Raw genomic sequence first — 23,802 nt, 5'->3', positions numbered from 1 at the left:
GCCAGCAAGATCACACGTAGTAGAGGCAGGTTATCGAGCTATGTGCACGAGCGGTGGTGGCGCCGCGAGAATCTCGACGCCCCCTGGCGCAAGCTCGAGGGTCTTCGCAGTCACTCGTTCGCCGGAGAGCGCACTCGTCCATTCACCGCCATGGACGTCCACGCGCTTGCGTTCTTTCGTCAGGTTCAAGATGAATCGAAGGCGTGTCGTGGCCGAGCCTCGGACCGCTGTCTCCACGCCTTCGGGTAGATCGGGCATGCAGTCGACGTTCAGATCGGCCGCAATTCGACCGAGCAGACTCTTGGTCGCTTCATCGTCCAGCACTGTTCCGACGTAATAAACGGTGCCTTTGCCGCAGACGTTTCTCGTCACGGCCGCGCGTCCCGCGAAATACTCGCTCGAATAGACCGCCAACGTTTCGGCTGTGGTTGGCGAAAGGACATCGCACCACTGCGCGCATTCAAATTCACCGCCGGCTTCGAACTTGACGCGCTGCCGGTCCTTGCCGACAGGATCGTATTCATCCACGACAACGCCTGCGAGCTCCGTAAGCAGGTTCGGCAAGCGATCCGGCAGGCAGACGTTGTTCATATTCTTCACGCCCGAGCGCGTCGTTAGTACCAGCGTGCCGCCTCGCTCGACGTACTCGCGCAGCCGAGCCGCGATGTCGTCATCGATGAGATAGAGCATCGGCGCGGCGACGAGCTTGTAACTGCCGAAATCATCCTTCCAGTTGATCACGTCGGTGCCGACACCGATCCGCACGAACGCCGAATGCAGCCGCTTGAAGTTGCCGAGGTAATCGAAGCCGTCGGATTGCGGTTGAATCTGAAGCGCGTTGAGTTGCTCGTGCGAAAAGAGCATGGCCGCATCGTGATCCGACGTCGTGCCCTCCAACAGCGGAGCGAGCCTCGCCGCTTCGCGACTGAATTGTACGAACTCTTCAAAGCGGCGGCCCGGTACGCCATGATGATCGAGCAAACCATGCCAGAACTGCTCGGCGCCGATGCGGGCCGAGCGCCATCGAAACTGGACCACTGCGTCGGCGCCGCGGGACACGCTTTGCCACGCATGCGCGCGGATCATCCCAGGAAAGGGCGTCCGCGACATCGGATACCAGCACCCGGGCGTTCCGCTCAGTTGCTCCATGACCCAGAAGTTCTTCCGCTTGACGCCGCGCGTCAGATCCAACGTCAGCGCGCCGTGATACATCCTCGATTTCGAGTCGTCGAAGAGGTCGGTCGCCGGGTAATAGTCGACAGATGCAAAGTCCATGCTGTCGAACATGTCGTAGTAGTCGGCCGTGACCGGGTATCCCCACAGGTTATGCGTCACGAACTTGCCCGGACTGTTCCGGCGAATGATGTCGGCCTGGAACGCGTTGAAATCGGCGACAGAATCCGAGCAGAAGCGGCGGAAGTCCAGCAGGAACGACGGATTGAGATAAGGCGAACCGCCCAGCGGCGTGCGGACCTGCATCCAATCGCTGTACTCGCCGCTCCAGACGACAGTACCCCACTCGCGATTGAGATTCTCGATCGTTTCGTACTTGCTTCGGAGCCAGGATCGAAAGCGTCGCGTGCAATGCTCGCAATGGCAGTCGTTGGCCGCGAGCTCGTTGTCGGTTTGCCAGCCGATGACGGCGGGGTTCGGACCATAGTGCTTCGTTAGCCGGTCGATGATCCGCTCGCCGAATTGACGCAACGACGGGCTGTTGTAGCAGCGGTGAAGGCGCACGCCGGGGTAATGCGTGTGCCCCTTGTTGTCGACGGGCAGTACGTCAGGATAGCGGTGCGTGAGCCATACGGGAGGCGTCGCCGTAGGCGTACCGAGCACGATGCCGATGCCATGACGCGAGAGGATATCGATAGCTTGGTCCAGCCAGTCGAAATCGAACGTGCCTTCGGTGGGCTCGAGTCTCGACCATGCGAATTCGGCGAGGCGCACGATCGTGATACCCGCATCCTTCATTTGCTGCGCGTCCTGCTCCCATGATGCGGGGTCCCAGTGCTCGGGGTAGTAGTCGACTCCGACTTTCATCAATTCATCCTTTCATTTGAAATGGCAGACGCAAGCGATCTCGCGAGCGAGTCGAGCCGAGTCGCTCGCGGCACCTGATCTGGAGATTCGTTTGCTCATCCCTTCGTCGCGCCGAACGTCAGGCCAGCGACGAAGTGTTTCTGCATTGCGAAAAACAGCACGACCGATGGCAGGGCAGCCAGCAACGACCCGGCCGAGACAAGGTTCCAAGCTGTTGTCCATTGCCCCTTCAGCGCGGCCACACCGACGGTTATCGGGGCTGCCTCGTCACCCTGTGTCAGGCAAAGCGCCCAGAAGTAGTCGTTCCATACGAACGTGAAAACGAGAATCGAGAGCGCGGCGAGTGCGGGCGCGATCAACGGCAGGATGATTCGGCAAAAAAGCTGCCACTCGTTGGCGCCTTCGATACGGGCAGCTTCGACGAGCTCGTACGGCAGTTCCTTGATGAAGTTACGTAAAAACAGCGTGCAAAAGCCCGTCTGAAACGAAAGATGGAAGAGAATGAGCCCCCAAACAGTGTTATAGAGCCCGAGATCCAGCGTCAACTGGCGCACGGGGACCATCAACACTTGGATCGGTACAAAGTTGCCGGCCACGAACGTTCCCAAAATCGCGGGGTTGCCCTTGAAGGGGTACGTCGCGAGTGCGAACCCGGCCATCGCGGCCAGGGCGATCGCCCCGGTCACTGATGGAATCGTAACGAGGCAGCTATTGAGGAAGTAATGCAACATCGGTGACCCGAAGAGCACCGTTCGGTAGTTTTCGATCAAGCCGAATTGCCTGGGCCAGCCCCAGTAGTTTCCAATCATCAATTCGCTCGACGAGCGAACCGAAGTGACGACCACCGCAATGAGCGGCAGCAGCCAGATGGCGAGCGCGATCGGCAACGATATCTTGTAGAGCGTTCGTCCGACCGGACTCCACCTGTCGATGGGCGTGGGATACATGGCGGGTCTTCCTTGTTACCGGTCCGTGTGGAGCAGGCGGCGCAACTGATAGACGATGAACACGAGCATGATGAGAAAGAGCACGACCGCGATCGCCGCCGAGTAGCCGTATCGGAAGTACTTGATCGCCTGGTCGTACATGAAATAGGCGAGGACCGTCGAACTGTCGAACGGCCCGCCGCCTGTCATGACCGCGATGAGGTCGAAGCTGCGAAGCGCGCCGATGACAGTCAGGACGACCGATAGAAAGGTTGCCGGCCGCAACTGAGGCAAGACAACGTGCCACAGTAGCGACCAGCCCGTCGCGCCTTCGATGCGGCCCGCTTCGATGATTTCCGGATTGATGCTCGTGAGATTCGTCAGGTAGAGCAGCATGCAAAACGGGATTTGCGGCCACAACGCGGCTCCGATCACGCCGAGCGTCGCGTAGCGCTCGTCGCCGAGCACGGGAATGCCATGCCCGATGATGAGCTTCAGGAGACCAAACGCCGGGTCGTAGAACCAGCTGAAGACGAGGCCGACCACGACGCCCGACAAGACGAACGGCGAGAAGAACAACGACTTGACGAGCCGAATGCCGCGCACTTTCTGGTTGAGATAGAGCGCGAACGCGAGGCCGATCGGCGGCGCGAGCAAGAAGAGCACGAGCCATAGCAAGTTGTTCTTCAACGCCGTATAGAACGTGCCCGTATGCAGGAGCTCCTGGTAATTAGCGAGCCCGACAAAGACCTTGTCGCTCATGCCGTCCCAGCTGTAAAAACTCAGCCAGACGCTGCTGATGATCGGGTAGATCACGTAAATGCAGAACATCGTGCAGGCAGGCAGCAAAAACAGGATCGCGGCCCGCTTGCGTCGGCTCGCGAGCGGGGCGGACCGCTTGGATGTCGAGACGTGACGGATCGAATAAGGTGAGTCTGCTGGCGAACCGTCACTGACCGATGTTCTCGTTTCGGCGGAAGCCATGGCCCGGCCTCGTGCGGTTACGACAGGTGGTAGACGCGCTTACGCGTCTCTTCCAGGTGCTGCAGAATCTCGTCGAGCTTCGCCGGGTCGGTGATGAATCGCTGCATTCCCTTCATCCCTTCGTCGGCCATTTCCTTCGTCATGTCGCGGTCGTAGAATTGCGCGACACCGCCCGTGGTATTCGAGAGAATTTGAAATCCGATTTTCGCGATCGGATCTTCGGGCATGGGGGCCTGTTTGTTGGCGGGCAGCGTCCCGATGCCTTTTGCAAGCTGTCCGTCGATGTCAGGACGACCGATAAAGGCCAGGAACTTGCGGGCGTCCGCTTTATTTGCAGCGCGAGCGGGAACGTTGAGGCACTCCGCGGACCCATCCTCTGCCGCTGAAATCTTGGTGTCGATCGTCGGGAAGCGGAAAAACCCCGTCTGCGCTTTCGTCGCCGGTGGCAGGCCAGGCGACAGGAAGGTACCCATCAGCATCATCGCGGCCTGCCCCTGGATGTAGAGCGGTTGGACCGAATCGAGGCTGTAGGAGAGCGGATTCTCGATGAAGTACTTGTCGTCGATCAGCGTCTTCCACGCCTCATAGACCTTCTTCACGCGCGCATCCGTATAGGGAATTTCCCCATTCATGAGTTGCATGTGGAAGCCATAGCCGTTGATGCGAAGGTCGAGGTAGTCGAACCATGCCGCAAGCGTCCACGAATCGCGGCCGCCCACCGCGATCGGCGCGATCCCGGCGGCCTTCAGCTTGCGGCAGGCTTCGAGGAATTCGTCCCACGTGGCGGGCTCATGCTTGATCCCGGCTTTCTCGAACAAGTCTTTTCGATAGTAAAGGCCCCACGCAAAATACTGCGTCGGCATCGCAAATTGTTTTCCTTGGTAAGAGGAAGGCGTTTTCAGTGACGCGAACTGCGAATTCCATCCGTTCCTTTGCCAATCGGTCGACAAGTCTTCGAGCAAGCCACGGCGGGCGTAGTACGCCATGCGCTCGCCCTCGTGCCAGTTGATGACGTCCGGGGCGACCGAAGTCAGCCAACTGGGAAGCTGGACTTTGTAGGTCTCCTCTTCGACGAAAGACACCTTTGCCGTGACATCGGGGTTCGCCTTCTCGAATTGCTGGATCAATTGCTCCCATACCGCGCGCTGCTCGCCGCCCTTGAATGCGACGTTGAGCTGAAGCGTGCCCGCATGGGCGGCACTGGCAAAGGAAAGGGCTATACCTAAAGCCGAGAGCAAAGGCAGGCGTTTCATGGATGTCTCCGGATGTCGTTTCTTGAAGTCTCGACACTGCGCGGCCGTCGGCGCTCTGCATACGCCTGCTTCACGCCTTTCAGTGTGATGGCCGCCATCTCTCGCTCCGCTTCGTTGGTTTAACGTTACACCAAAGGCGCTTAAAAAAAGGCCGGAGGGCCTGACCTGGAGCAACGCTGCTTGCATTTGCGCTAGACTCTACGCCCGACCGGCCATATGCGCAAGCGCTTTTCGAGGGCGAGCGGGAAGCGGCGTACTCGGCGGCGGATCGCATAACATTCAAAACGACATGTCGTAGTTCCATCGACGGGTGTGCTTCGGATGAGCAGCAAACTATTCAACCCTGCGGCGACCATCAAGGACGTGGCGGCGCAAGCGGGCGTTTCGGTCATGACCGTTTCGAACGTACTGCGCGGCCGCGGCCGTGTCAGCGAGGAGACGCGACGGCGCGTGCTCGAGACGGCGGAGCGCCAGGGTTATCGGCCTAATCTGACGGCGCGCGCGCTCGTTGAACGCAAGGCGCCGACTCTGGCCTTGATGCTGAGCTGCATCACGAACCCGTTCTATCCGGAATTCGCCCTTGCGGCGAACTTGCAAGCGCTAAAGCACGAGCGTCATTTGCTCGTCTGCAATACGGATCATGAACTTGATAGAGGCACGGGGTTTCTCGAGCAGGTCGCAGGATCGCTGTCGGACGGCGTGCTCGTGGCAAACAACGCCGACCTGCCGATCGATGAGCTGCGCGCGCTCCAAGAGCGGGGTATTCCCGTGGTCATCAGCGTTTGGGAGCGGCCCGACGAGCCGCCCGGTATACCTTGCGTGACGTTCGATTCGAAAGGCGCGGGCAGGCTCGCGGCTCAGCATCTCGTCGAGTACGGACATCGACGTATCGGGGCGATTGTCGGTAGTCCGAAACATGGCATCCATGGCGGACGATACGCCGGGTTTCGCGAGGTCGTGCGAGCGGCGAAGATTCGTCAGTCGACGGCTGACGAGCGCTTCACGGAAGACTCGTTCGAGCATGGCTACGAGGCGGCGAAGGATCTGCTTTCAGCGCGCCCGGACCTGACCGCGATCTTCGTTTCCAACGATCTTCCCGCTTTGGGTGTGTTGAATGCGGCGAGCGATCTCGGATTCTCGGTGCCCGGCGATTTATCGGTCGTGAGCATTACCGATATCATCCCGGCCCGCCAATCTCGCCCTGGCCTGACGACCGTCGCGATACCCACGGCCGAAATGGCAGAGAAAGGGGTCAATCTGCTCGTCGAGCTCATGGCGGGACGCGCGACGGAAGCGACGGTCGTGCATACGTCCGCACCAAAGCTTGTCGTTCGGGGCTCCACGGCCAGGTTGCGGTGAGCGGGAAGTCTCGGCATCACCATCGGGTCATAAAAGGAAGCCATGGAAATCAAGTGGATCGAGGATTTCATCGCTCCCGGGCACCAAGCAACAGCCGCTTCCGCTCATTTCATATACGGAGACCAGTTACTTCGGGCGCTGCCTGGCGCTGCTTCTGGACCGCGCCGCGGAGCCGCCAGCGCTGCAGTTGCACTACGAGTCCGATGTGGCCGAGGTGCTGAAGAAGCTCGTCATCGAGGGGGAAGGGGTCGCCTGGCTGCCGCAAAGCGCAATTGCCGCGGAACTCGCGGCCGGGGATCTGGTGCCCGCGGGAACCGCGACATGGAAGATTCAAATCGAGCTACGCGTATATCGCGATTCTTCCAATCGCAACGATCTCTTGAACGCACTTTGGCAGCATCTGCGCGCGAGCTCCGCTTCGCTCGGATGAGCGTTTCGCGCAGGTTATGCACGATTCGCATATGACGATGCCGTAAAAGCATCGTCGTTTTTTTGACTCTCCGTACCATCCCGTCTGACGGTCGCCTGCCTAGTGAAAAGCCGGAGTGAACCGCGAGCCGCCCATTGCCGCCACCAATTACCTAGGTAATCGACACGTATAGACCTAAGTAATTTGAGGACCTACTCTCGTTTCGACATCGGACGGCAACCGACACGTGAAAGGGGAGAGGACCATGCCGAATCAAGCAACGCGAGAAGTCGATACCGCAACGCTGCGACGCGTCATCGCGGCAGCTTCGATAGGCAACTTCGTCGAATGGTTCGATTTTGCCGCATACGGATTCCTCGCCACTATTCTGACGCGCGAGTTCTTTCCGAGCGGCGATCCAACGGTCGGGCTTTTGAAGACGTTTGCGGTCTTTGCGGTCGCGTTCGCGTTTCGCCCGCTGGGCGGCCTCTTCTTCGGGATCGTCGGCGACCGGATTGGCCGCAAGCGAACGCTCGCTTTCACGATCTTGTTGATGGCGGGGTCCACCACGTTGATCGGCCTCGTTCCGACGTATGCCCGCATCGGCTATTGGGCGCCGTTGTTGCTCACGATCATTCGCTGCGTCCAAGGGTTTTCCGCGGGCGGTGAGTATGCGGGCGCTTGCGCTTATGTGATGGAACATGCACCGCGCCGGCGCCGTGCGTTCTTCGGCAGCTTCGTTCCGGTTTCGACTTTCTCCTCGTTTGCCTCCGCGGCGGTCGTCGCTTATGCGCTCGAGTCCTCGTTGTCGTCGGCAGCGATGGTCGATTGGGGGTGGCGCGTTCCGTTCCTGATCGCGGCGCCGGTCGGCCTCATCGGTGTCTATCTGCGCGTCAGTCTGCACGAAACGCCCGCATTCCAGGCGCTCGAAGGAAACAAGGAAGTGGCGCACGCGCCCCTGATTGAAACGCTGCATTCGCAGTCGTGGAACATCCTCAAGCTCGGCGCCTTCATCTCCGTGACGGCGCTCTCGTTCTATACGTTCACGACTTATTTCGCGACGTACCTTCAGGTGGCCGGCCATTTGTCCCGCGGCACGTCGCTTTTGGTGACCGTGCTTGCGCTCTGCTTTGCCGCGGCCTCGTGCCCGCTCGCCGGCCTCTTCTCCGACGTGGTAGGCCGCCGCATGACGATTGCGAGCACGTGTGTATTCATCATCGCATCGGTCTATCCTGCTTTCTCGCTGGGTGGATCGGGTGATCTGCCGCATTCGTTGCTCGGCGTTACGCTGCTCGCGATCGGCGCCGTGCTTTCGGGCGTCGTGACCGCACCGCTTTTGTCGGAAGTCTTCGCGACGAAGACGCGATACACCGCATCCGCGATCACGTACAACCTCGCGTATACGATCTTCGGCGGCACCGCGCCGCTGGTCGCGACATGGTTGATCTCCGTGACCGGAACGAACCTGTCGCCTGCGTACTACCTGATCGCAGTGTCGATCTTTGCAATGATCGGCGGCCTATCGCTGAGCGAAACGTCCCGCACCGCGCTAGAGGAAGCCGGTCCCACAACCGAAAGCGCCAGCGCCGCAAAATCTGTCAAGGACGCTCTCGAACGATCGATTTGAGCGGGGGGCTCGCGCGTGCCCACTTACGCCAGACTCAACGATAAAATGCGCGGGCGAACGCCGAAAATGCCGAACATGACCGAGACGATGTCCAACCTCGACTACGAGGATCTCTTCAGGCATCTGCCCGTCGCTGTCATCGTGGCCAGAGAGCGCATCATGGTGGACTGCAATGCGAGAGCCCTGGAACTGTTCAGGGCCTCTCGTAGCGACATCATCGGTCATTCGTTCTCCAAGCTCTACCCCCAACAGAAGGACTTTACGACGACCGGTCAGCGCCTCGCGCCGCTCATTGCAAAACGCGCGGTGCTCAACGATAACCGCATCATGCGGCGCATCGACGGAACGCATTTCTGGGTCACCGTTTGCGGTTTTGGGTATAACGCAAAGCGGCCTTTCGAGTTGGCGGTCTGGACCTTTACCGACCTATCGGAGAGCGGAAAGCAGCCCGACGTCGCGAGCACGTTGACGGAGCGCGAGCGCGACGTCGCGGCATTTCTCGTGCATGGCTTGACGAGCAAGGAGATCGGGAAGGAGCTCAACATCAGCCCGCGCACGGTCGACATCCATCGAGCAAGCCTCCTGCGAAAATACGGCGTGCGAGGGACACCCGATCTCATCGCACGGCTGCTTGCGTGAGTCCCGCGCGCCATTCGCTGCCGGGACGGGAGCAGGTTCGCCGAGGCTGGCATGTCGTGATGAGTTGCCGCTCTCGCAGTCAGTGTGAAATGGATCGCCGCGCGGTAGGTTCAGCTTCGCGGTGAAACGCCGAACAGCTGAAAGACCACACCACGCAGCCAGCGATTCCCCGCCTCATGGTGGTACCGCGCGTGCCAGTGTTGCCGGACGGCGAAGCCGTCCACGGGAATGGGGCACGGATGGACGGCCAGATCGTTGGCCCGCGCGAGCGTTTCGCCGATGTGACGAGGCAACGTGGCCACGAGATCCGTAGTTTGGACGATGGTCCCGAGCCCGAGGAAACCCGGCAACTGCAGCGCGACGTCGCGCTCGATGCGCTCACGCGCCAACGCCTGCTCGAGCAGTTGCGCACCCGTGCCCGATTCGATGACGACGTGACCCTCCGAGCGGTACTGCTTCAAGCCGAGCCGCGCGCGAACGCGCGGGTGATGCCGGTTGGTCAGGCACACCCAGTCCTGTTGATAAAGCTGTTGCTGATAGATGCCGCCGCTGAGCCAGGGCACATAGCCGATCGCGAGGTCGGCTTCGCCCGACTCGAGCGCGCGTTCCGTGTTGCCGTCGATTCCCGCCGCCTCGAGCCGGACACCTGGCGCCTGAGCACGCACATGCGCGAGCAGTCTCGGCAGCAGCGTGATGTGGCTTGCGTCCGTCATGCAGATACGAAAGCGCCGCTGCGCCGTGGCGGGATCGAACGCGATCTCCCACGCGACGAAGCGCCTCAGCGATTCGAGAATCTCGCGGCACGGCCCGATCAACGCGTCGGCCTGCGGCGTCGGTGCCATGCCGCCAGGTGTCCGGATGAAAAGCGGATCCTGCAGATGCTCGCGCAACCGCCCGAGCCAGATGCTGACGGTCGGCTGACTCTGACCCAATTGCTCAGCGACACGCGTGACGCTGCGCGTGTCGTAGAGCAGGTCGAACAGTTGCAACAGTTTGAGGTCGGGCAGCTCGGTGGGCATCATGGCGGCAGGTGTCTCTTGAGTTATTGCGTCTAGCAATGACGGTATTGTAGTCATTGAATTGCCGATATGAACGGTGGCTCCTATCGTGTGGTTACACGTCAAGGAGGAGCCAAGTGAAGATTGCGATTCTCGGCGCCGGCGCATTAGGCTGCGCGATCGGCGCCGCTCTCACGGAGGGCGGCCACGAAACCTGGCTGCTGGGCCGTTCGCCCGCGCATGTCGAAACGATGCGCCGCGACGGCCTCCAGGTCGACGATGCCAACGGTTCGCGGCGCATCGCCGTGCGCGCCGCGACTCAGGCGGAGGAAGTCGGCGTGGCTGACGTGGTCGTCGTACTGGTCAAGTCCTTCCACACCGACGCTGCGATGCGCGGCGCCCTTACGCTGGTCGGGCCGCATACGGTTGTGCTTTCGCTGCAGAACGGACTCGGGCACGAGGACATCCTCGCCGAGATCGTCGGCCGCGAGCGCGTGCTGGCGGGCAAGACGTATGTCGGCGGCGTGCTGAAAGGCCCGGGACATATCCAGTCGGGCGTCACCGGCAAGCTGACCTACATCGGCGAGCTAGACGGTCAGTTCACGCCCCGCGTGCAAGCCGTCGCCGACGCGTTCAATGCGGCTGGCCTGATGACGACGGTCAGCGACAACATCATGGGCACCATGTGGGACAAGCTGCTCGTCAACGTCGCCACGGGCGCGCTCACGGGCATCACGCGGCTCACCTACGGACAACTCTACGAGGAGCCGCTGCTCAAATCGACCGCCCTGGCGGCCGTATCCGAGGCGATCGCGGCGGCACAGGCGGCTGGTGTCAGGCTTTCGATGACTGATCCCGAGCAAGCCTGGACGCTCGCGGCCGAAGGCCTCTCGCCGGCGTTCAAGACTTCGATGCTGCAGAGCCTCGAAAAAGGCTCGGTAACGGAGGTCGATTTCATCAACGGCTCGGTGGTGCGCTGGGGACAAAAGCTCGGCGTGCCGACGCCCGTCAACGCGACGCTGCTCGCATGTATCAAGGGTATCGAACGCGCGATGGCCGATGAGCAGCGCAAGGAGGCAACGGCATGAGCGGCTCCAAGGCTTATCTCGAACACGTGGCTATCTGGGTGAAGGACATCGGTTGGCACATCCGCTTTTTTGAGGACGTGCTCGGCATGACGATGCGCGAAGTCGACGGCACCGTCGACGCGCCGCGTCAGTACTGGACGCTCGGCGGCCTGCAGTTCATTCACGCGCCGCAGTACGAGGGCTCCGAAGGCCGGCTCGCACACCTCGGGATCATGTGCGAAGACCTGGAAGCGGCACTCGCCGCGGCTCGCCCCTATGCCGTCAGCGAGATGCCCCAAGGGCGCAACTGGCTGCGCCTGCCCGACGGACTCGCCATCGAGCTGATCCAAGCCAGGCCCGCGTCCTGCGTCGCGCAGGCGCTCGAGATCGACCCGCGCGCGGAGGCATGACCATGACCATTATCGAAAAATACTGGGACGACGCCCGAGAAGGCGACGAGTGCGTAAGCCCGAGTTACACGGTGACGAAGGAGCGGATCCTTGCCTATGCCGACCTTACAGGCGACCACACACCCGTGCACGTGGATGAGGCGTATGCCAATGCGAGCCACTTCGGTTGCCTCGTCGCGCATGGGCTGTTCGGGCTGTCGATTGCCGACGGCCTCAAGACGCAGAGCGACTATCGCTTCCTACCTGGCATGTCGCTCGGCTGGACGTGGGATTTCCTGATGCCCATCAAGGTCAACGACGTCCTGCACGTGAAGTTTCGCGTCGGCGCGATGCGGCCGAGCAACAGCCGTCCCGGCTGGGGCATTGTCGTGTTGCCGTCCGAGCTGATCAATCAGGATGGAAAGATCGTTCAACGCGGCGAGCATCGCCTGATGGTGCCGCGCCGGCCGGGAGCCTATTGATGATGCAGCAGCCCCGTCCCCTAGAAGGCATACGCGTCGTCGACTATAGCCACTTCCTCGCCGGTCCCTACGTGGGGCGCTGCCTTGCGGCGCTCGGCGCCGAAGTCATCAAGGTCGAGCGTCCCGGCAGCGGCGACGCCGGCCGCCAGCACGCGACCGTGCTCGACGACCAACAAAGCGGCTATTTCCTGCAACTCAACATGGGCAAGCGCGGTGTCAGCGTCAACATGAAAGACCCGCGCGGCAAGGAATTCATGCGGCGCCTGTGCGACTCGGCGGATGTGTTCGTCGAGAACTACCGCCCCGGCGCGCTGGATAAGCTGGGGCTGGGCTACGCCCAGCTATCCGCGAGCAATCCGGGCCTCGTCTACTGTTCGATCTCGGCATATGGCCACACGGGCCCCGATGCGCATCGTGCAGGCTTCGGCCTGATCGCGGAAGCGAAGAGCGGCATCATGCAGATGGTCGGCACGCCGGGCGAGCCGCCGCCGCTGCTGCGTATATCGCTCGGCGATATGTACACGGGCATTCACGCCGTCGCCGCGATCAATGCGGCGCTGCTCGGGCGTGTGAAGAGCGGACGCGGACAGCACATCGATATGGCGCTGTACGACACGCTCGTCTCCATGCACGAGTATGCGGTGCAATGCTATACGCTGCGAGGCGTGCTGCCGGAGCAGACGGGCCACGATATGCCGACGTCGACGCTCTATGGCGTGTTTCGCGCCGCGGACGGCGACCTCGTGATCGCGGCGCAGGTTGACGATGCATGGAAGCGCTTCGCCGCGCTGATCGAAACGCATGGCGGGCCCGCCGGATTCGGCAGCGATTCGCGCTTTCACGATAGCGCGGGCCGCAACGCGCATCGGCAGGCGATTCTCTCCGTCGTGCAGCCGTGGGTCGCTGCGCGCCCGGTCGCGCAGGTGCTCGAACTGTTGGACGGCATCGATGTGCCGTGCGCAAAGGTGCAGCGCATCGACGAGGTGCTCGACGATCCGCAGATCCAGGCGCGCGGCATGGTGGTCGAACAGCACCATCCGCGTTACGGGATGCTGCGCCTGCCCAACCTGCCGTTCCGCTTCTCTGATTGCGACACGACGATCCGCGACGTCGCCCCCGATCTCGGACAACACAACGCGGAGGTCGCGCAATCGCTCGGCTTTTCGACTGCGGAGATCGACGCGATGCAAACCGAAGGCGTTCTTTACGCGAAGTGAGACATCATGACTGACCCGTATGCAGTGATTGGCAATCCGATCGGACACACGAAATCTCCGCTGATCCACGGCCTCTTTGCCGAGGCGACTCGGCAGTCGATGTCATACGTCGCAATCGAAGGCCCGCTCCAGCCTGAGGATGGCTTCGAGCGGATCGTGCGCCAATTCGCCGCTGACGGCGGCAAGGGCATGAACGTCACCGCGCCGTTCAAGCTCAAGGCGTTCGCGCTCGCGGACGAGCGCAGCGAGCGCGCGACGCTGGCGGGTGCCGCCAATGCCCTCAAGTTCGAGAACGGCCGGATCGTGGCGGAGAACTTCGACGGCATCGGACTCACGCGCGATATCGAAGTCAATCTCGGCGTGCCGCTTGCCGGGAAACGGGTGTTGATGCTCGGTGCAGGCGGTGCGGCACGCGGCGCGCTGCTGCCGTTTCTCGCCGCGGGTCCCGCCGATCTGGTCGTTGCCAACCGCGACGTGTCGAAAGGGGAGGCGCTGGTAGCCCAAATCGGCGCACACTACGCGGGATTGCATGCTTGCGGCTACGGCGATCTCGCGGCGATGGGCCGCTTCGATGTCGTCGTGAATGCGACCTCCGCGAGCCTGACAGGTGAACTGCCGCCCGTCCCGCCGAGCGTCTTCAGCCCGCATGGCACCGCCTACGAGCTTGCGTACGGCAAGCGGCTCACGCCGTTTTTGCGGCTCGCCCGCAACGCAGGCGTACTCGGTGTCGCCGACGGCGTCGGCATGCTCGTCGAGCAGGCGGCCGAAGCGTTTGCATGGTGGCGCGGTGTGCGTCCCGACACGAGCGCCGTGATCGATCGTCTCACCGTGCCGCTCGACTGAGGGCGCAAAGGGGAACGAAAATGAAGAGCATCCTGATGCTTCATGGCATCAATCACAACATGTTCGGCAAGCGTGACCCGGTCCAGTATGGCACGGTCACGCTAGCTGAGATCGATGCGAGGTTGCAGGCGCTGGGCGCGGAATTGGGCGTGCACGTCGAATCGTTCCAGACGAACAGCGAGGCGGCGATGTGCGAGCGCATTCATCGTGCGTTCGAAGAGAGCAAGGACGCCGTGCTGATCAACGCCGGTGCTTGGACGCACTACAGCTACGGCATTCGCGACGCACTCGCGATCCTGACGTGTCCGATCGTGGAGCTGCACATGTCGAACATTCATGCGAGGGAAGCGTTTCGGCACCATTCGGTCTTCGCCGATATCGTCAAAGGCCAGATCTGTGGCTTCGGGGTTGAGAGCTATCTTCTCGCACTCCGGGCGGCCTATGCCGAGGTCAGCGATTGAGCGACGCACCAGGATTGCAATTGGGCTAGGACACTAGGCGCGAGGCCCGCCCAAAAAAAAGCGCCGCGGGCGTGCAGCCCCCGGCGCCATTCCATCGGGCTGCGACGAATACCTTTCGCCGCAGCTCAACAGCGTGCTTACATATTCACCGTGTCGGCCACTTCCTTGAAGTCTTCGATCTGATCGAAGTTCATGTATTTGTAGATCTTGTCGCCGTTGGCGTTGATCACGCCGATATCGGCCATGTACTCATCCTTGGTCGGAATCCTGCCCAGGCGCGAGCAGATCGCCGCCAGTTCGGCCGAGCCGAGATAGACGTTCGTGTTTTTGCCGAGCCGGTTCGGGAAGTTGCGGGTCGAGGTCGACATGACCGTCGCGCCTTCACGCACCTGTGCCTGGTTGCCCATGCACAGCGAGCAGCCGGGCATTTCGGTACGCGCACCGGCGGTGCCGAAAACACCGTAGTGACCTTCTTCAGTCAACTGCTTCTGATCCATCTTGGTCGGCGGGGCCACCCACAGCTTGACCGGGATATCGCGCTTGCCTTCGAGCAGCTTCGACGCCGCACGGAAGTGGCCGATGTTCGTCATGCACGAGCCGATGAACACTTCGTCGATCTTGGCACCGGCCACGTCCGACAGCGTCTTCACATCGTCCGGATCGTTCGGGCAGGCCACAATCGGCTCGTGGATGTCGGCGAGGTCGATCTCGATGACGGCTGCGTACTCAGCGTCGGCATCGGGCGACAGCAGTTGCGGATCGGCCAGCCACTGCTCCATCGCCGTGATGCGGCGCTGCAGACTGCGCGGGTCCTGATAGCCCTGAGCGATCATCCACTTAAGCAGCGTGACGTTGCTGTTCAGGTATTCGATGATCGGCGCCTTGTTCAGGTGGACCGTGCAACCGGCGGCCGAGCGCTCGGCGGAAGCATCCGACAATTCGAACGCTTGCTCGACCTTCAGATCGGGCAGACCTTCGATTTCGAGAATGCGGCCCGAGAAGATGTTCTTCTTGCCTTGCTTGGCAACCGTCAGCAAGCCTTGCTTGATCGCGTAGAGCGGGATGGCGTTGACGAGGTCGCGCAGCGTCACGCCCGGCTGCATCTTGCCCTTGAAGCGGACCAGCACCGATTCCGGCATGTCGAGCGGCATCGTGCCGGTGGCGGCCGCGAAGGCGACCAGGCCCGAGCCGGCCGGGAAGCTGATGCCGATCGGGAAGCGCGTGTGCGAATCGCCGCCGGTGCCCACGGTGTCGGGCAGCAGCATGCGGTTCAGCCACGAGTGGATCACGCCGTCGCCCGGGCGCAGCGCGATGCCGCCGCGCGTGCTGATGAAGTTCGGCAGCGTCTGGTGGGTCTTCACGTCCACCGGCTTGGGATAGGCGGCGGTGTGACAGAACGACTGCATGACGAGGTCGGCCGAGAAGCCCAGGCACGCCAAGTCCTTCAGTTCGTCGCGGGTCATGGGGCCGGTGGTGTCCTGCGAGCCGACCGAAGTCATCTTCGGTTCGCAATACGTACCCGGGCGGACGCCCTGGCCTGCGGGCAGACCGCAGGCGCGACCGACCATCTTCTGCGCCAGCGAGAAACCCTTGCCGCTATCGGCCGGCTGCTGCGGCAGGCGGAAGAGCGTCGACGGGGGCAGACCCAGCGCTTCCCGTGCCTTCGCGGTCAATCCGCGGCCGATGATGAGAGGGATGCGGCCGCCGGCGCGCACTTCATCGAACAGCACCTCGGACTTCACCTGGAACTCGGCGATCACCTCGCCGTTCTTCAGGGCCTTGCCTTCGTATGGGCGCAGCTCGACCACGTCGCCCATTTCCATCTTCGATACATCGAGTTCGATCGGCAGGGCGCCGGCGTCTTCCATCGTGTTGTAGAAGATCGGGGCGATCTTGCCGCCCAGGCACACGCCGCCGAATCGCTTGTTCGGAACGAAGGGGATGTCTTCGCCCGTGAACCACAGCACCGAGTTCGTGGCCGACTTTCGCGAGGAGCCGGTGCCGACCACGTCGCCCACGTACGCGACCAGGTGGCCCTTTTGTTTCAGCGATTCGATGAACTTGACCGGGCCACGCTTACCGTCCTCTTCCGGAGTGATGCCGGGACGGGCGTTCTTCAGCATCGCCAGCGCGTGCATCGGGATGTCCGGTCGGGTGGTGGCATCGGGGGCGGGGGAGAGGTCGTCGGTGTTGGTTTCGCCCGTGACCTTGAAGACGGTGATCGTCAGGCTTTCCGGCACTTCCGGACGGGTCGTGAACCATTCCGCGTCGGCCCAGCTTTGCATCACGGCGCGGGCGTTGGCGTTGCCCTTGTCGGCCAGTTCCTTGACGTCGTGGAACTGATCGAACATCAGGAGGGTTTTCTTCAGCGCGTCGGCGGCGACGGGTCCCACTTCGGCGTCGGACAGCAGCTCGATCAGCGGCTGGATGTTGTAGCCGCCCAGCATCGTGCCGAGCAGTTCGGTGGCGCGGGCGCGCGAGATCAACGGGCATGCCGTCTGGCCTTTGGCCACGGCGGCCAGGAAGCCCGCCTTCACGCGAGCGGCTTCGTCCACGCCGGCCGGGACGCGGTGGGTGATCAGATCGAGCAGGGTTTGCTCTTCGCCCGCGGGCGGGTTCGTCAGCAGTTCCACCAGCTCGGCGGTCTGCTGAGCCGTCAGCGGCAGGGGAGGGATACCGAGCGCGGCGCGTTCGGCCACGTGAGCACGAAAGTTTTCAAGCATGGGGGACCTGCTGTTTTTTTGCGGTTCAGGGGAAGGCTAACCAGACGCTCCGAGCTATAGCGGACACTGCTTCGGATCGCGATTCTAATTGCAATCGCATGCGTCGTCAAATGTCTTATATCTTATATAAGAGTAGGTATGCATACCACCCCCTACGTTGTCGCCGTTTCTCCCGACATGCGTTTTATCGAGCGGCGCTCTTCACCGCGTCTTGCGCAAACTGCGTCGGCGGTACACCGACATGGCGCGCGAACGCGACACTGAATGCGCTGGCCGAACTGTAGCCCACGCGCGCCGCGATCGTCGCGATGCTGAATGTGTTCCGTCGCAGCAGGTTCTTCGCGATGGCCATGCGCCAGGAGAGTAGATACTCCATCGGCGCAACGCCGACTGCGCGGCTGAAGCGGTCGAAGAAAGAGGAGCGTGAGAGCGCCGCTATTTTCGCCAGTTGTGCGACTGTCCAGGGCTTCGCCGGATTTTCGTGTATCTCACGGATGGCGAGCGCAAGACGGACATCGGAAAGACCGCGGACAAGTCCGGGCGACGCACCTGTTTGCACCGATCGCAACGCTTCGATGAAGAGTACTTCGAGCAGGCGCGCCAGCACGACTTCGCGCGCGGGCCGCTGCGCACGCGATTCGTCCCGCACGAGTTTGACGAGGATTGCAAGCCGGCGATCGCCACGCACAAGGGCAAGTTCGGGCAGCAGCGAAACCAGCAAGGCCGCATCGGGCGAACCAAACGCGCACATACCCGCGAGCCATTGCGCATCCGGCGCGATGGATGCATCGCCAAAACGAAAGCTGCCATCGGGTAGCGCTGTCGGCGCATTGTTTGATAGGCCGTCATCATCCGGCGGATCGATGCTCGTTATCGTGAAGCTGAACACTTCTGGCACGAGTACGAAATCATCGGCCTGGAGAATGAGCGGGTCCTGGCCATTCACGGACAGACGAAGCGATCCATCCAGCACCACGCAATAGAACGGCTGTCCGATTTCCGTGCGGCTCGCGCGCCAGCGCCCTGCGCCACTCAGCACTTTCGAGAACGTAGGGGTCGGCTGGAGCAGCGTGACGACATCAGCGAGAGGATCGGTCATGATCGGACGAACACAAATGGAATGTGGACGTTCGATTGTAGCCAGTCCAACCTGTTCCGACGTATCGTGCTGAGACTGTCACAACACAGGAGTCGACATGAAGACGGTATTGATCACCGGCTGCTCGTCCGGTTTTGGCCTCGAGGTTGCGCGATATTTTCTGGATCGCGAATGGCGCGTGATCGCCACGATGCGCACGCCGCGGGAAGACGTGTTGCCACGTTCCGATCGTTTGTCCATCCTCGCGCTCGACGTGAAGGATCCGCAGAGCATCCGTGGGGTCATCGATGCTGCGGGCCCTATCGATGTGCTCGTCAACAACGCAGGCATCGGCTTTCTCAACGCGCTCGAAGGCACGCCGATGGACACTGTGCGCGACATCTTCGAAACGAATACGCTCGGCACCATCGCGATGACACAGGCGGTATTGCCGCAGTTTCGCGAGCGCCGGGAGGGTGTGATCATCAACGTCACATCGACCGTCACGTGCAGACCGCTGCATCTGCTATCGGTGTATACCGCCAGCAAATCTGCGGTCAACGCGTTCAGCGAATCGCTCGCGCTCGAACTGGAGCAGTTCAATGTGCGCGTACGCGTGGTGCTGCCGGGACGTGCACCCTCCACGCGCTTCGGCGAGAACGCGCAAGCACGCATGAAGGACGGTTTTCCCGAGCCATACAGCGCAATCGTGCAGCAGATCTTCGCGAACTGGCAGAAAGAGACGACGGTCACCCATGCGGCGGATGTCGCTGAAGCCGTATGGCTCGCCGCAAACGATGCGTCGAGTCCGTTCATGATTCCAGCCGGGGAAGACGCCATCGAGTGGTATAACGCGCGCTCTCGATAGCGCGCCGGCCAGGACGGGGGACCGCTGAGCTCGGTCAATACCGTGCCGTACCGAGCTTCTGTACGCACCCCGTGTAATGCATGGTCGGGTGAGCGCTTGCCCGCGCGACTACTCAAACGGCCTTAGCTGCGACTCTGGCACATCGATGCGCAGGTCCTCCATCAGGACCATTTCGATCAGCTCTTGTGACGCGCCCTCGCTCGCCACCTTGACGGGCAGCCCATGGTTCACATCGAACCACAGCTCATAGCGGGACACACCGGCCGCTACGTCTCCGGGCTTGCACGTCACGATCACATGCGACGCTCGACGTGTGCCGATCGTTTCAGCGCCGACGACCTGCGTGTCGCCATGCAGCTGAAGCTCACGGACGTTGACGAGCAGTGCGCCGATATCGGACTGATCGACGCGATGACCCTGCGGGCTCAGGATCATGCGACTGTCGGGACTCAGCGTGAGCGTCGGAATGGTTTCGAAACCGAATGGCCAAAGCTTGACCTTCCGCGTTTCAGGGTTGTAGGTGAGTGTCGCACCGGCATGGGGACGGATGAAGTCCATCCGAACGAAGCCCGGCTTGCGGTAGCCATAGAGAATCTCGACCGGTTCCGCTCCCGCCGATGTCGATTTGAGCGTGACCTGATAGTTTTCGAGCGCATCGAAGCGTGATTGCGCAGCGGAAACGAAATCCCGGCCCGGAAGTGGCGCGTTCGTCATCGCGTGATTTTGGCGCATTGCTTCACGCCAAGCAACGCCCGCGAGGGCACCTGCATGCGCGGGCCGTCCTGTGAACAAGCGCAGCCGTATCGCAAACAAGGAAGAGAACCAATCGTGTGATCATCGACGTGCGCGTGCGGCGCGTCGTACTCCTTACGCTGGAGGGGGAGGCCAGCGGCGCTTCGACAAACCGGGATGTACAGCGGAAAACCGCGATAAGTGCAACAATCGAACTCGTCAGCGCGCTTGCAATGCAAGCACGCTAGCATGGGCCAGATGACGGGCCTTCCGGACGAAGTCTGGCTCTCCGAGTCGAGCACCGATCATCTGCTGCGCTACCGGTCCGGTGCGGCGAATTGGAACGGCCATTGAGGGGATGACGACCCATCATGCTGACGCTTGCCAACGTGTCCAAGCACTACGACGGCACCACACCGCGCAACGTTCTGCGCGGTGTGAATCTCGAACTGCGGGCGGGTGAATGCGTCGCGATCATGGGCGAATCCGGGGTCGGCAAATCGACGCTGCTGAATCTCGCGGCCGGACTCGACCGGCCGGATGCCGGCCAAATCGTCTTTGACGGACACGATCTCGCCGCGCTCGACGACGACGCTGCCACCCTGCAGCGCCGCCGGAAAATGGGCTTCGTGTTCCAGGCGTTCCATGTGCTGCCGAACCTCTCCGCGGCGCAGAACATTGCGCTGCCGCTGCTTTTGAACGGCATGCGCGCGAAAGACGTGCCCGCGCGCGTGTCGTTCGTGCTGCTCGCGGTCGGGCTGGGCGGACGCGAGCACGCGCTGCCGCGCGAATTGTCGGGCGGCGAATTGCAGCGCGTCGCGATCGCTCGTGCGCTCGTGCATCAGCCGCGTCTCGTGCTGGCCGACGAGCCCACCGGCAATCTCGATCACGACACGGCGATGCGCATCCTCGCGCTGTTGCGCGAGCTGGCGCAAGAAAGTGGCGCGGGCGTGCTGCTCGCGACGCACTCGGCGGCCGTGGCGGCTGCCGCCGACCGCGTGTTGCGGCTCACGCCCGACGGGCTCGAGCCGTATGCGCGGGGCGCGGGCGGAGCGTAGCGGCGATGCGATGGCTTGGCGTCGTACGTCCATCGCGGGACTCCACTTCGTTGCGCTCATCGCGCCGCGCGGGCAATCGCATGCCGGCTGGCGGAGTCGGCGCGGCGCTCATCGCCGGCGAAATGCGCGGGCATCCGCTGCGCACGTTGATCGGCATTCTCGCGATTGCCGCGGGTGTCGCGATGGGCTACGCCGTGCAGTTGATCAATCGCGCGGCACAGGGCGAGCTGGCAGCCACCGTCAATTCGCTGATGGGCAACGCCGATATCGAGCTGCACGGCCCGCGCGCGGGGTTCGATGAAGCGCTGTTCCCGCGCATTGCCCGCTTGCCCGAGGTCGCGGCGGCGAGCCCGGTGGTCGAGGTCGATGCGCGCGTCGCGGGACGCGACGAGTCATTGAAGCTGCTCGGTGTCGATGTGTTTCGCGCAGGCTACGTCACGCCGAATCTCGTCGGGCGCGTGGAGCAAGCGGATGGCGCCAATCGCACAAACGGCACAAACGGCACGAAGGGCACCAGCCTCGATCTGCTCGACCCCGACACCGTGTTTCTCTCGCCTGCCGCGCTGACCTGGCTCGCGCTCAAGCCCGGCGATTCGCTGAGGGTGCAGGTCGGGCTCGCTTCAATCGCGCTGCGCGTCGCGGGAGTACTGCCCGCATCAGGCGATGCCGTACGCGTCGGCGTGATGGACATCGGCGCCGCGCAATGGCGCTTGCAGCGGCTCGGCACGCTTCAGCGCATCGACATCAAGCTCAAGCCGGGCATTGACGCCGAAGTGTTCACGCATTCGATCGCAGCGCTTTTGCCTGCGGGCGTCGCCGCCGTCACGCCGGGTGACAACGCACACCGTACGTCGATGCTCTCGCGTGCGTATCGTGCGAATCTCAACGTACTCGCGCTCGTCGCGCTGTTCACGGGCGCATTCCTCGTTTTCACGATGCAGGCGCTCGCGGTGCTGCGGCGCCGCGCGCAGTTTGCGCTGCTGCGCGCGATTGGCGTGACGCAGCGTGGCGTGCTGTGGCTCGTCGTCTCGGAGGGCGCATTCCTCGGCGTGCTCGGCGCGGCGGCGGGTCTCGCCATCGGCTTCGCGCTCGCGGCCGCCGTGCTCCGTTATGCGGGCGGCGATCTCGGCGGCGGCTATTTCGAAGGCGTTCAGCCGCGCGTGCATTTCGATGCGCTGCCCGCGGCGATTTTTTTGGGGCTGGGAGTGAGCGCGTCGGTGCTCGGCAGTTTCGCGCCGGCGCTCGAAGCGGCGCGGGCGCGACCCGCGCGAGCGCTGAAGGCGGGTGACGAGGAAGCGCCGGCCGCACGGCTGCGCGCGAAGCGGACCGTCACCGCGGCGCTGCTCGCGATCGGCGCCGGGCTCGTAGCGGCGCTATTGCCGCCCGTGGCCGGCTTGCCGGTATTCGGCTATCTCTCGATCGCGCTGTTGCTCCTGGGCGGCGTGCTCGCGATGCCGGCCGTCGCGCGCGCCGTGTTTGCCTTGCTGCCCCGCTCGAGCCATGCATTGCCACAGCTCGTGCTGTCGCAGCTGGCCAATGCCCCCGGCCGCGCGACGATCGGCTTGGCGGGTATCGTCACGAGCTTCAGCCTGATGACGGCGATGGCGATCATGGTGTCGAGCTTTCGCGTCTCGGTCGACGACTGGCTGCAACTGCTGCTGCCTGCGCCGCTCTATCTGCGCGCTTCATCCGGCGGCGACAGCGCATTTCTCTCGCCGGGCAATCAGGTCGCCATCGCCGCCACGCCCGGCGTTGCGCGCGTCGAGTTTCTTCGCGCGACACAAATATCGCTCGACGCTCGCCTGCCGCCCGTCAGCTTGCTCGCGCGGCCCATCGATCCGCGCCATCCCGCCGCTCGCCTGCCGCTGACGACTGCGCCTCTGGTGCGGCCAGCCGGCGATCCGCCGCCGGTGTGGATCAGCGAGGCGGTCGCCGATCTGTACGGGATGCAGCGGGGCCAGCGCATTACGCTGCCGTTGGCGGGCCAGCGCTTGCCGTTCACAGTGGCCGGCATTTGGCGTGACTATGCGCGCCAGTTCGGCGCCATCGTGATCGACGCAAGCGACTATCGTCGACTGACTCACGACACACGCGTGACCGATGCCGCCTTATGGCTCGCCTCGGGCGTGGCACCAGCGCAAGCGATCGCACGCTTGCGCGCCAGCGTGCCCGGTGGGCAGCGTCTCGAGTTCGCGCAGCCTGGCGATATCCGCGCTGCGAGCCTGCGGATCTTCGATCGCAGCTTCGCCGTGACGTATTTGCTCGAAGCGGTAGCGGTCATCATCGGACTATTCGGCATCGGCGCGAGCTTCGGCGCGCAAGCGCTCGCCCGCAAGCGCGAGTTTGGCATGCTGCGGCACATCGGCGTCCTGCGGCGCCAGATCGCGCTCATGCTCGCGATGGAAGGCGCGCTCGTTGCGCTGCTCGGCGTGCTCGCCGGCCTGACGCTGGGCTCGAGTCTCGCGATCGTGCTCGTGCATGTCGTCAACCCGCAGTCGTTTCATTGGACGATGGGCGTGCATATGCCGTGGGGGTTGCTGGCCACGCTGGCGACGGCGGTCGTCGTTGCCGCCGCGCTCACGGCGCTTTTGAGTGCTCGCGCGGCGATGTCGGTCGATGCGGTGCGCGCCGTGCGCGAAGACTGGTGAC

General features: G+C 62.8%; 20 protein-coding genes and 1 pseudogene. 13 read left to right on the top strand and 8 right to left on the bottom strand.

Going from position 1 to position 23,802, the window contains the following annotated elements; all coding sequences use genetic code 11:
- Positions 1–30: 30 nt before the first annotated feature.
- The 4 genes from C9I57_RS05275 to C9I57_RS05260 form a co-directional block, all read right to left on the bottom strand.
- Positions 31–2,040, bottom strand: a complete 2,010-nt coding sequence (locus C9I57_RS05275; protein ID WP_107149577.1) for a beta-galactosidase — start codon at positions 2,038–2,040, stop codon at positions 31–33.
- Positions 2,041–2,135: 95 nt separating this feature from the next.
- The gene (locus tag C9I57_RS05270) at positions 2,136–2,987 is read right to left on the bottom strand and encodes a carbohydrate ABC transporter permease (RefSeq protein ID WP_107149576.1); all 852 of its coding nucleotides are present in this window, start codon (positions 2,985–2,987) and stop codon (positions 2,136–2,138) included.
- Positions 2,988–3,002: 15 nt separating this feature from the next.
- Entirely contained in the window at positions 3,003–3,950 is a 948-nt protein-coding gene (locus C9I57_RS05265; protein WP_107149575.1) for a carbohydrate ABC transporter permease, read from the bottom strand.
- 17 nt (positions 3,951–3,967) lie between these two features.
- Positions 3,968–5,203, bottom strand: coding sequence for an ABC transporter substrate-binding protein (locus C9I57_RS05260; protein ID WP_107149574.1), 1,236 nt, complete (start codon positions 5,201–5,203; stop codon positions 3,968–3,970).
- A 321-nt stretch (positions 5,204–5,524) separates the two neighbouring features.
- On the opposite strand from C9I57_RS05260, the gene C9I57_RS05255 reads away from it, so the two are divergent.
- The 4 genes and pseudogenes from C9I57_RS05255 (at position 5,525) to C9I57_RS05240 (ending at position 9,237) form a co-directional block, all read left to right on the top strand.
- A complete protein-coding gene (locus C9I57_RS05255) occupies positions 5,525–6,562 on the top strand; it encodes a LacI family DNA-binding transcriptional regulator (RefSeq protein ID WP_107149573.1) in 1,038 nt (345 codons plus the stop codon).
- Between the two features lie 73 nt (positions 6,563–6,635).
- Positions 6,636–6,992: pseudogene (locus C9I57_RS05250) on the top strand (LysR substrate-binding domain-containing protein); the annotation flags it as partial.
- Positions 6,993–7,236: 244 nt separating this feature from the next.
- Complete coding sequence (locus C9I57_RS05245) at positions 7,237–8,598, top strand: MFS transporter (protein WP_107149572.1); 1,362 nt, start codon at positions 7,237–7,239, stop codon at positions 8,596–8,598.
- 66 nt (positions 8,599–8,664) lie between these two features.
- Positions 8,665–9,237 (top strand): PAS and helix-turn-helix domain-containing protein, encoded by a 573-nt coding sequence (locus tag C9I57_RS05240; RefSeq protein WP_107149736.1) that lies wholly within the window; start codon positions 8,665–8,667, stop codon positions 9,235–9,237.
- 110 nt (positions 9,238–9,347) lie between these two features.
- Here the strand turns inward: C9I57_RS05240 and C9I57_RS05235 are convergent, their stop codons facing one another.
- Positions 9,348–10,259 carry a LysR family transcriptional regulator gene (locus C9I57_RS05235; protein ID WP_107149571.1) on the bottom strand — a complete coding sequence of 304 codons (912 nt, stop codon included), beginning with the start codon at positions 10,257–10,259 and terminating at the stop codon, positions 9,348–9,350.
- Between the two features lie 113 nt (positions 10,260–10,372).
- Between C9I57_RS05235 and C9I57_RS05230 the strand changes: the two genes are divergently transcribed.
- From C9I57_RS05230 to aroQ, 6 genes are read left to right on the top strand one after another with little or no spacing between them, the layout of a single operon-like run.
- Complete coding sequence (locus tag C9I57_RS05230) at positions 10,373–11,323, top strand: ketopantoate reductase family protein (RefSeq protein WP_107149570.1); 951 nt, start codon at positions 10,373–10,375, stop codon at positions 11,321–11,323.
- A complete protein-coding gene (locus tag C9I57_RS05225; RefSeq protein ID WP_107149569.1) occupies positions 11,320–11,712 on the top strand; it encodes a VOC family protein in 393 nt (130 codons plus the stop codon). The genes C9I57_RS05230 and C9I57_RS05225 overlap by 4 nt, the downstream gene beginning before the upstream one ends.
- 2 nt (positions 11,713–11,714) lie before the next feature.
- A complete protein-coding gene (locus C9I57_RS05220; RefSeq protein WP_107149568.1) occupies positions 11,715–12,173 on the top strand; it encodes a MaoC family dehydratase in 459 nt (152 codons plus the stop codon).
- A gap of 2 nt (positions 12,174–12,175) precedes the next feature.
- Complete coding sequence (locus C9I57_RS05215; protein WP_107149567.1) at positions 12,176–13,390, top strand: CaiB/BaiF CoA transferase family protein; 1,215 nt, start codon at positions 12,176–12,178, stop codon at positions 13,388–13,390.
- Positions 13,391–13,396: 6 nt separating this feature from the next.
- Positions 13,397–14,233, top strand: coding sequence for a shikimate dehydrogenase (gene aroE / locus C9I57_RS05210; RefSeq protein WP_107149566.1), 837 nt, complete (start codon positions 13,397–13,399; stop codon positions 14,231–14,233).
- 20 nt (positions 14,234–14,253) lie between these two features.
- Complete coding sequence (gene aroQ / locus C9I57_RS05205; RefSeq protein WP_107149565.1) at positions 14,254–14,694, top strand: type II 3-dehydroquinate dehydratase; 441 nt, start codon at positions 14,254–14,256, stop codon at positions 14,692–14,694.
- 137 nt (positions 14,695–14,831) lie between these two features.
- Here aroQ and acnB read toward each other — a convergent pair whose 3' ends face one another.
- The gene (gene acnB, locus C9I57_RS05200) at positions 14,832–17,417 is read right to left on the bottom strand and encodes a bifunctional aconitate hydratase 2/2-methylisocitrate dehydratase (protein ID WP_107149564.1); all 2,586 of its coding nucleotides are present in this window, start codon (positions 17,415–17,417) and stop codon (positions 14,832–14,834) included.
- Positions 17,418–17,601: 184 nt separating this feature from the next.
- Positions 17,602–18,516 carry an AraC family transcriptional regulator gene (locus C9I57_RS05195; protein WP_107149563.1) on the bottom strand — a complete coding sequence of 305 codons (915 nt, stop codon included), beginning with the start codon at positions 18,514–18,516 and terminating at the stop codon, positions 17,602–17,604.
- A gap of 97 nt (positions 18,517–18,613) precedes the next feature.
- Between C9I57_RS05195 and C9I57_RS05190 the strand changes: the two genes are divergently transcribed.
- Positions 18,614–19,363 (top strand): SDR family oxidoreductase, encoded by a 750-nt coding sequence (locus C9I57_RS05190; protein WP_107149562.1) that lies wholly within the window; start codon positions 18,614–18,616, stop codon positions 19,361–19,363.
- 108 nt (positions 19,364–19,471) lie between these two features.
- Here the strand turns inward: C9I57_RS05190 and C9I57_RS05185 are convergent, their stop codons facing one another.
- Complete coding sequence (locus C9I57_RS05185; protein ID WP_107149561.1) at positions 19,472–20,095, bottom strand: DUF1571 domain-containing protein; 624 nt, start codon at positions 20,093–20,095, stop codon at positions 19,472–19,474.
- A 371-nt stretch (positions 20,096–20,466) separates the two neighbouring features.
- Here C9I57_RS05185 and C9I57_RS05175 point away from each other — a divergent pair, with 371 nt between their 5' ends.
- Together C9I57_RS05175 and C9I57_RS05170 are read left to right on the top strand one after the other, a co-directional pair.
- On the top strand, positions 20,467–21,153 hold the full coding sequence (locus tag C9I57_RS05175; RefSeq protein WP_107149560.1) for an ABC transporter ATP-binding protein: 687 nt from the start codon (positions 20,467–20,469) through the stop codon (positions 21,151–21,153).
- Between the two features lie 80 nt (positions 21,154–21,233).
- Positions 21,234–23,801: an FtsX-like permease family protein gene (locus tag C9I57_RS05170; protein ID WP_181321730.1), complete on the top strand. Its 2,568-nt coding sequence runs from the start codon at positions 21,234–21,236 to the stop codon at positions 23,799–23,801.
- Position 23,802 lies beyond the last annotated feature (1 nt).

Source organism: Trinickia symbiotica, from assembly GCF_003028655.1.
Lineage (GTDB): Bacteria > Pseudomonadota > Gammaproteobacteria > Burkholderiales > Burkholderiaceae > Trinickia > Trinickia symbiotica_A.
The sequence above is the reverse complement of the archived record's forward strand: the minus strand, read 5'-3'. Positions and strand labels throughout refer to the sequence as shown.

Coding starts and splice junctions, on each gene's coding strand:
- C9I57_RS05275 (WP_107149577.1), bottom strand. CDS start 2,040: ATGAAAGTCGGAGTCGACTACTACCCCGAGCACTGGGACCCCGCATCA.
- C9I57_RS05270 (WP_107149576.1), bottom strand. CDS start 2,987: ATGTATCCCACGCCCATCGACAGGTGGAGTCCGGTCGGACGAACGCTC.
- C9I57_RS05265 (WP_107149575.1), bottom strand. CDS start 3,950: ATGGCTTCCGCCGAAACGAGAACATCGGTCAGTGACGGTTCGCCAGCA.
- C9I57_RS05260 (WP_107149574.1), bottom strand. CDS start 5,203: ATGAAACGCCTGCCTTTGCTCTCGGCTTTAGGTATAGCCCTTTCCTTT.
- C9I57_RS05255 (WP_107149573.1), top strand. CDS start 5,525: ATGAGCAGCAAACTATTCAACCCTGCGGCGACCATCAAGGACGTGGCG.
- C9I57_RS05245 (WP_107149572.1), top strand. CDS start 7,237: ATGCCGAATCAAGCAACGCGAGAAGTCGATACCGCAACGCTGCGACGC.
- C9I57_RS05240 (WP_107149736.1), top strand. CDS start 8,665: ATGCCGAACATGACCGAGACGATGTCCAACCTCGACTACGAGGATCTC.
- C9I57_RS05235 (WP_107149571.1), bottom strand. CDS start 10,259: ATGATGCCCACCGAGCTGCCCGACCTCAAACTGTTGCAACTGTTCGAC.
- C9I57_RS05225 (WP_107149569.1), top strand. CDS start 11,320: ATGAGCGGCTCCAAGGCTTATCTCGAACACGTGGCTATCTGGGTGAAG.
- C9I57_RS05220 (WP_107149568.1), top strand. CDS start 11,715: ATGACCATTATCGAAAAATACTGGGACGACGCCCGAGAAGGCGACGAG.
- C9I57_RS05215 (WP_107149567.1), top strand. CDS start 12,176: ATGCAGCAGCCCCGTCCCCTAGAAGGCATACGCGTCGTCGACTATAGC.
- aroE (WP_107149566.1), top strand. CDS start 13,397: ATGACTGACCCGTATGCAGTGATTGGCAATCCGATCGGACACACGAAA.
- aroQ (WP_107149565.1), top strand. CDS start 14,254: ATGAAGAGCATCCTGATGCTTCATGGCATCAATCACAACATGTTCGGC.
- acnB (WP_107149564.1), bottom strand. CDS start 17,417: ATGCTTGAAAACTTTCGTGCTCACGTGGCCGAACGCGCCGCGCTCGGT.
- C9I57_RS05195 (WP_107149563.1), bottom strand. CDS start 18,516: ATGACCGATCCTCTCGCTGATGTCGTCACGCTGCTCCAGCCGACCCCT.
- C9I57_RS05190 (WP_107149562.1), top strand. CDS start 18,614: ATGAAGACGGTATTGATCACCGGCTGCTCGTCCGGTTTTGGCCTCGAG.
- C9I57_RS05185 (WP_107149561.1), bottom strand. CDS start 20,095: ATGCGCCAAAATCACGCGATGACGAACGCGCCACTTCCGGGCCGGGAT.
- C9I57_RS05175 (WP_107149560.1), top strand. CDS start 20,467: ATGCTGACGCTTGCCAACGTGTCCAAGCACTACGACGGCACCACACCG.
- C9I57_RS05170 (WP_181321730.1), top strand. CDS start 21,234: ATGCCGGCTGGCGGAGTCGGCGCGGCGCTCATCGCCGGCGAAATGCGC.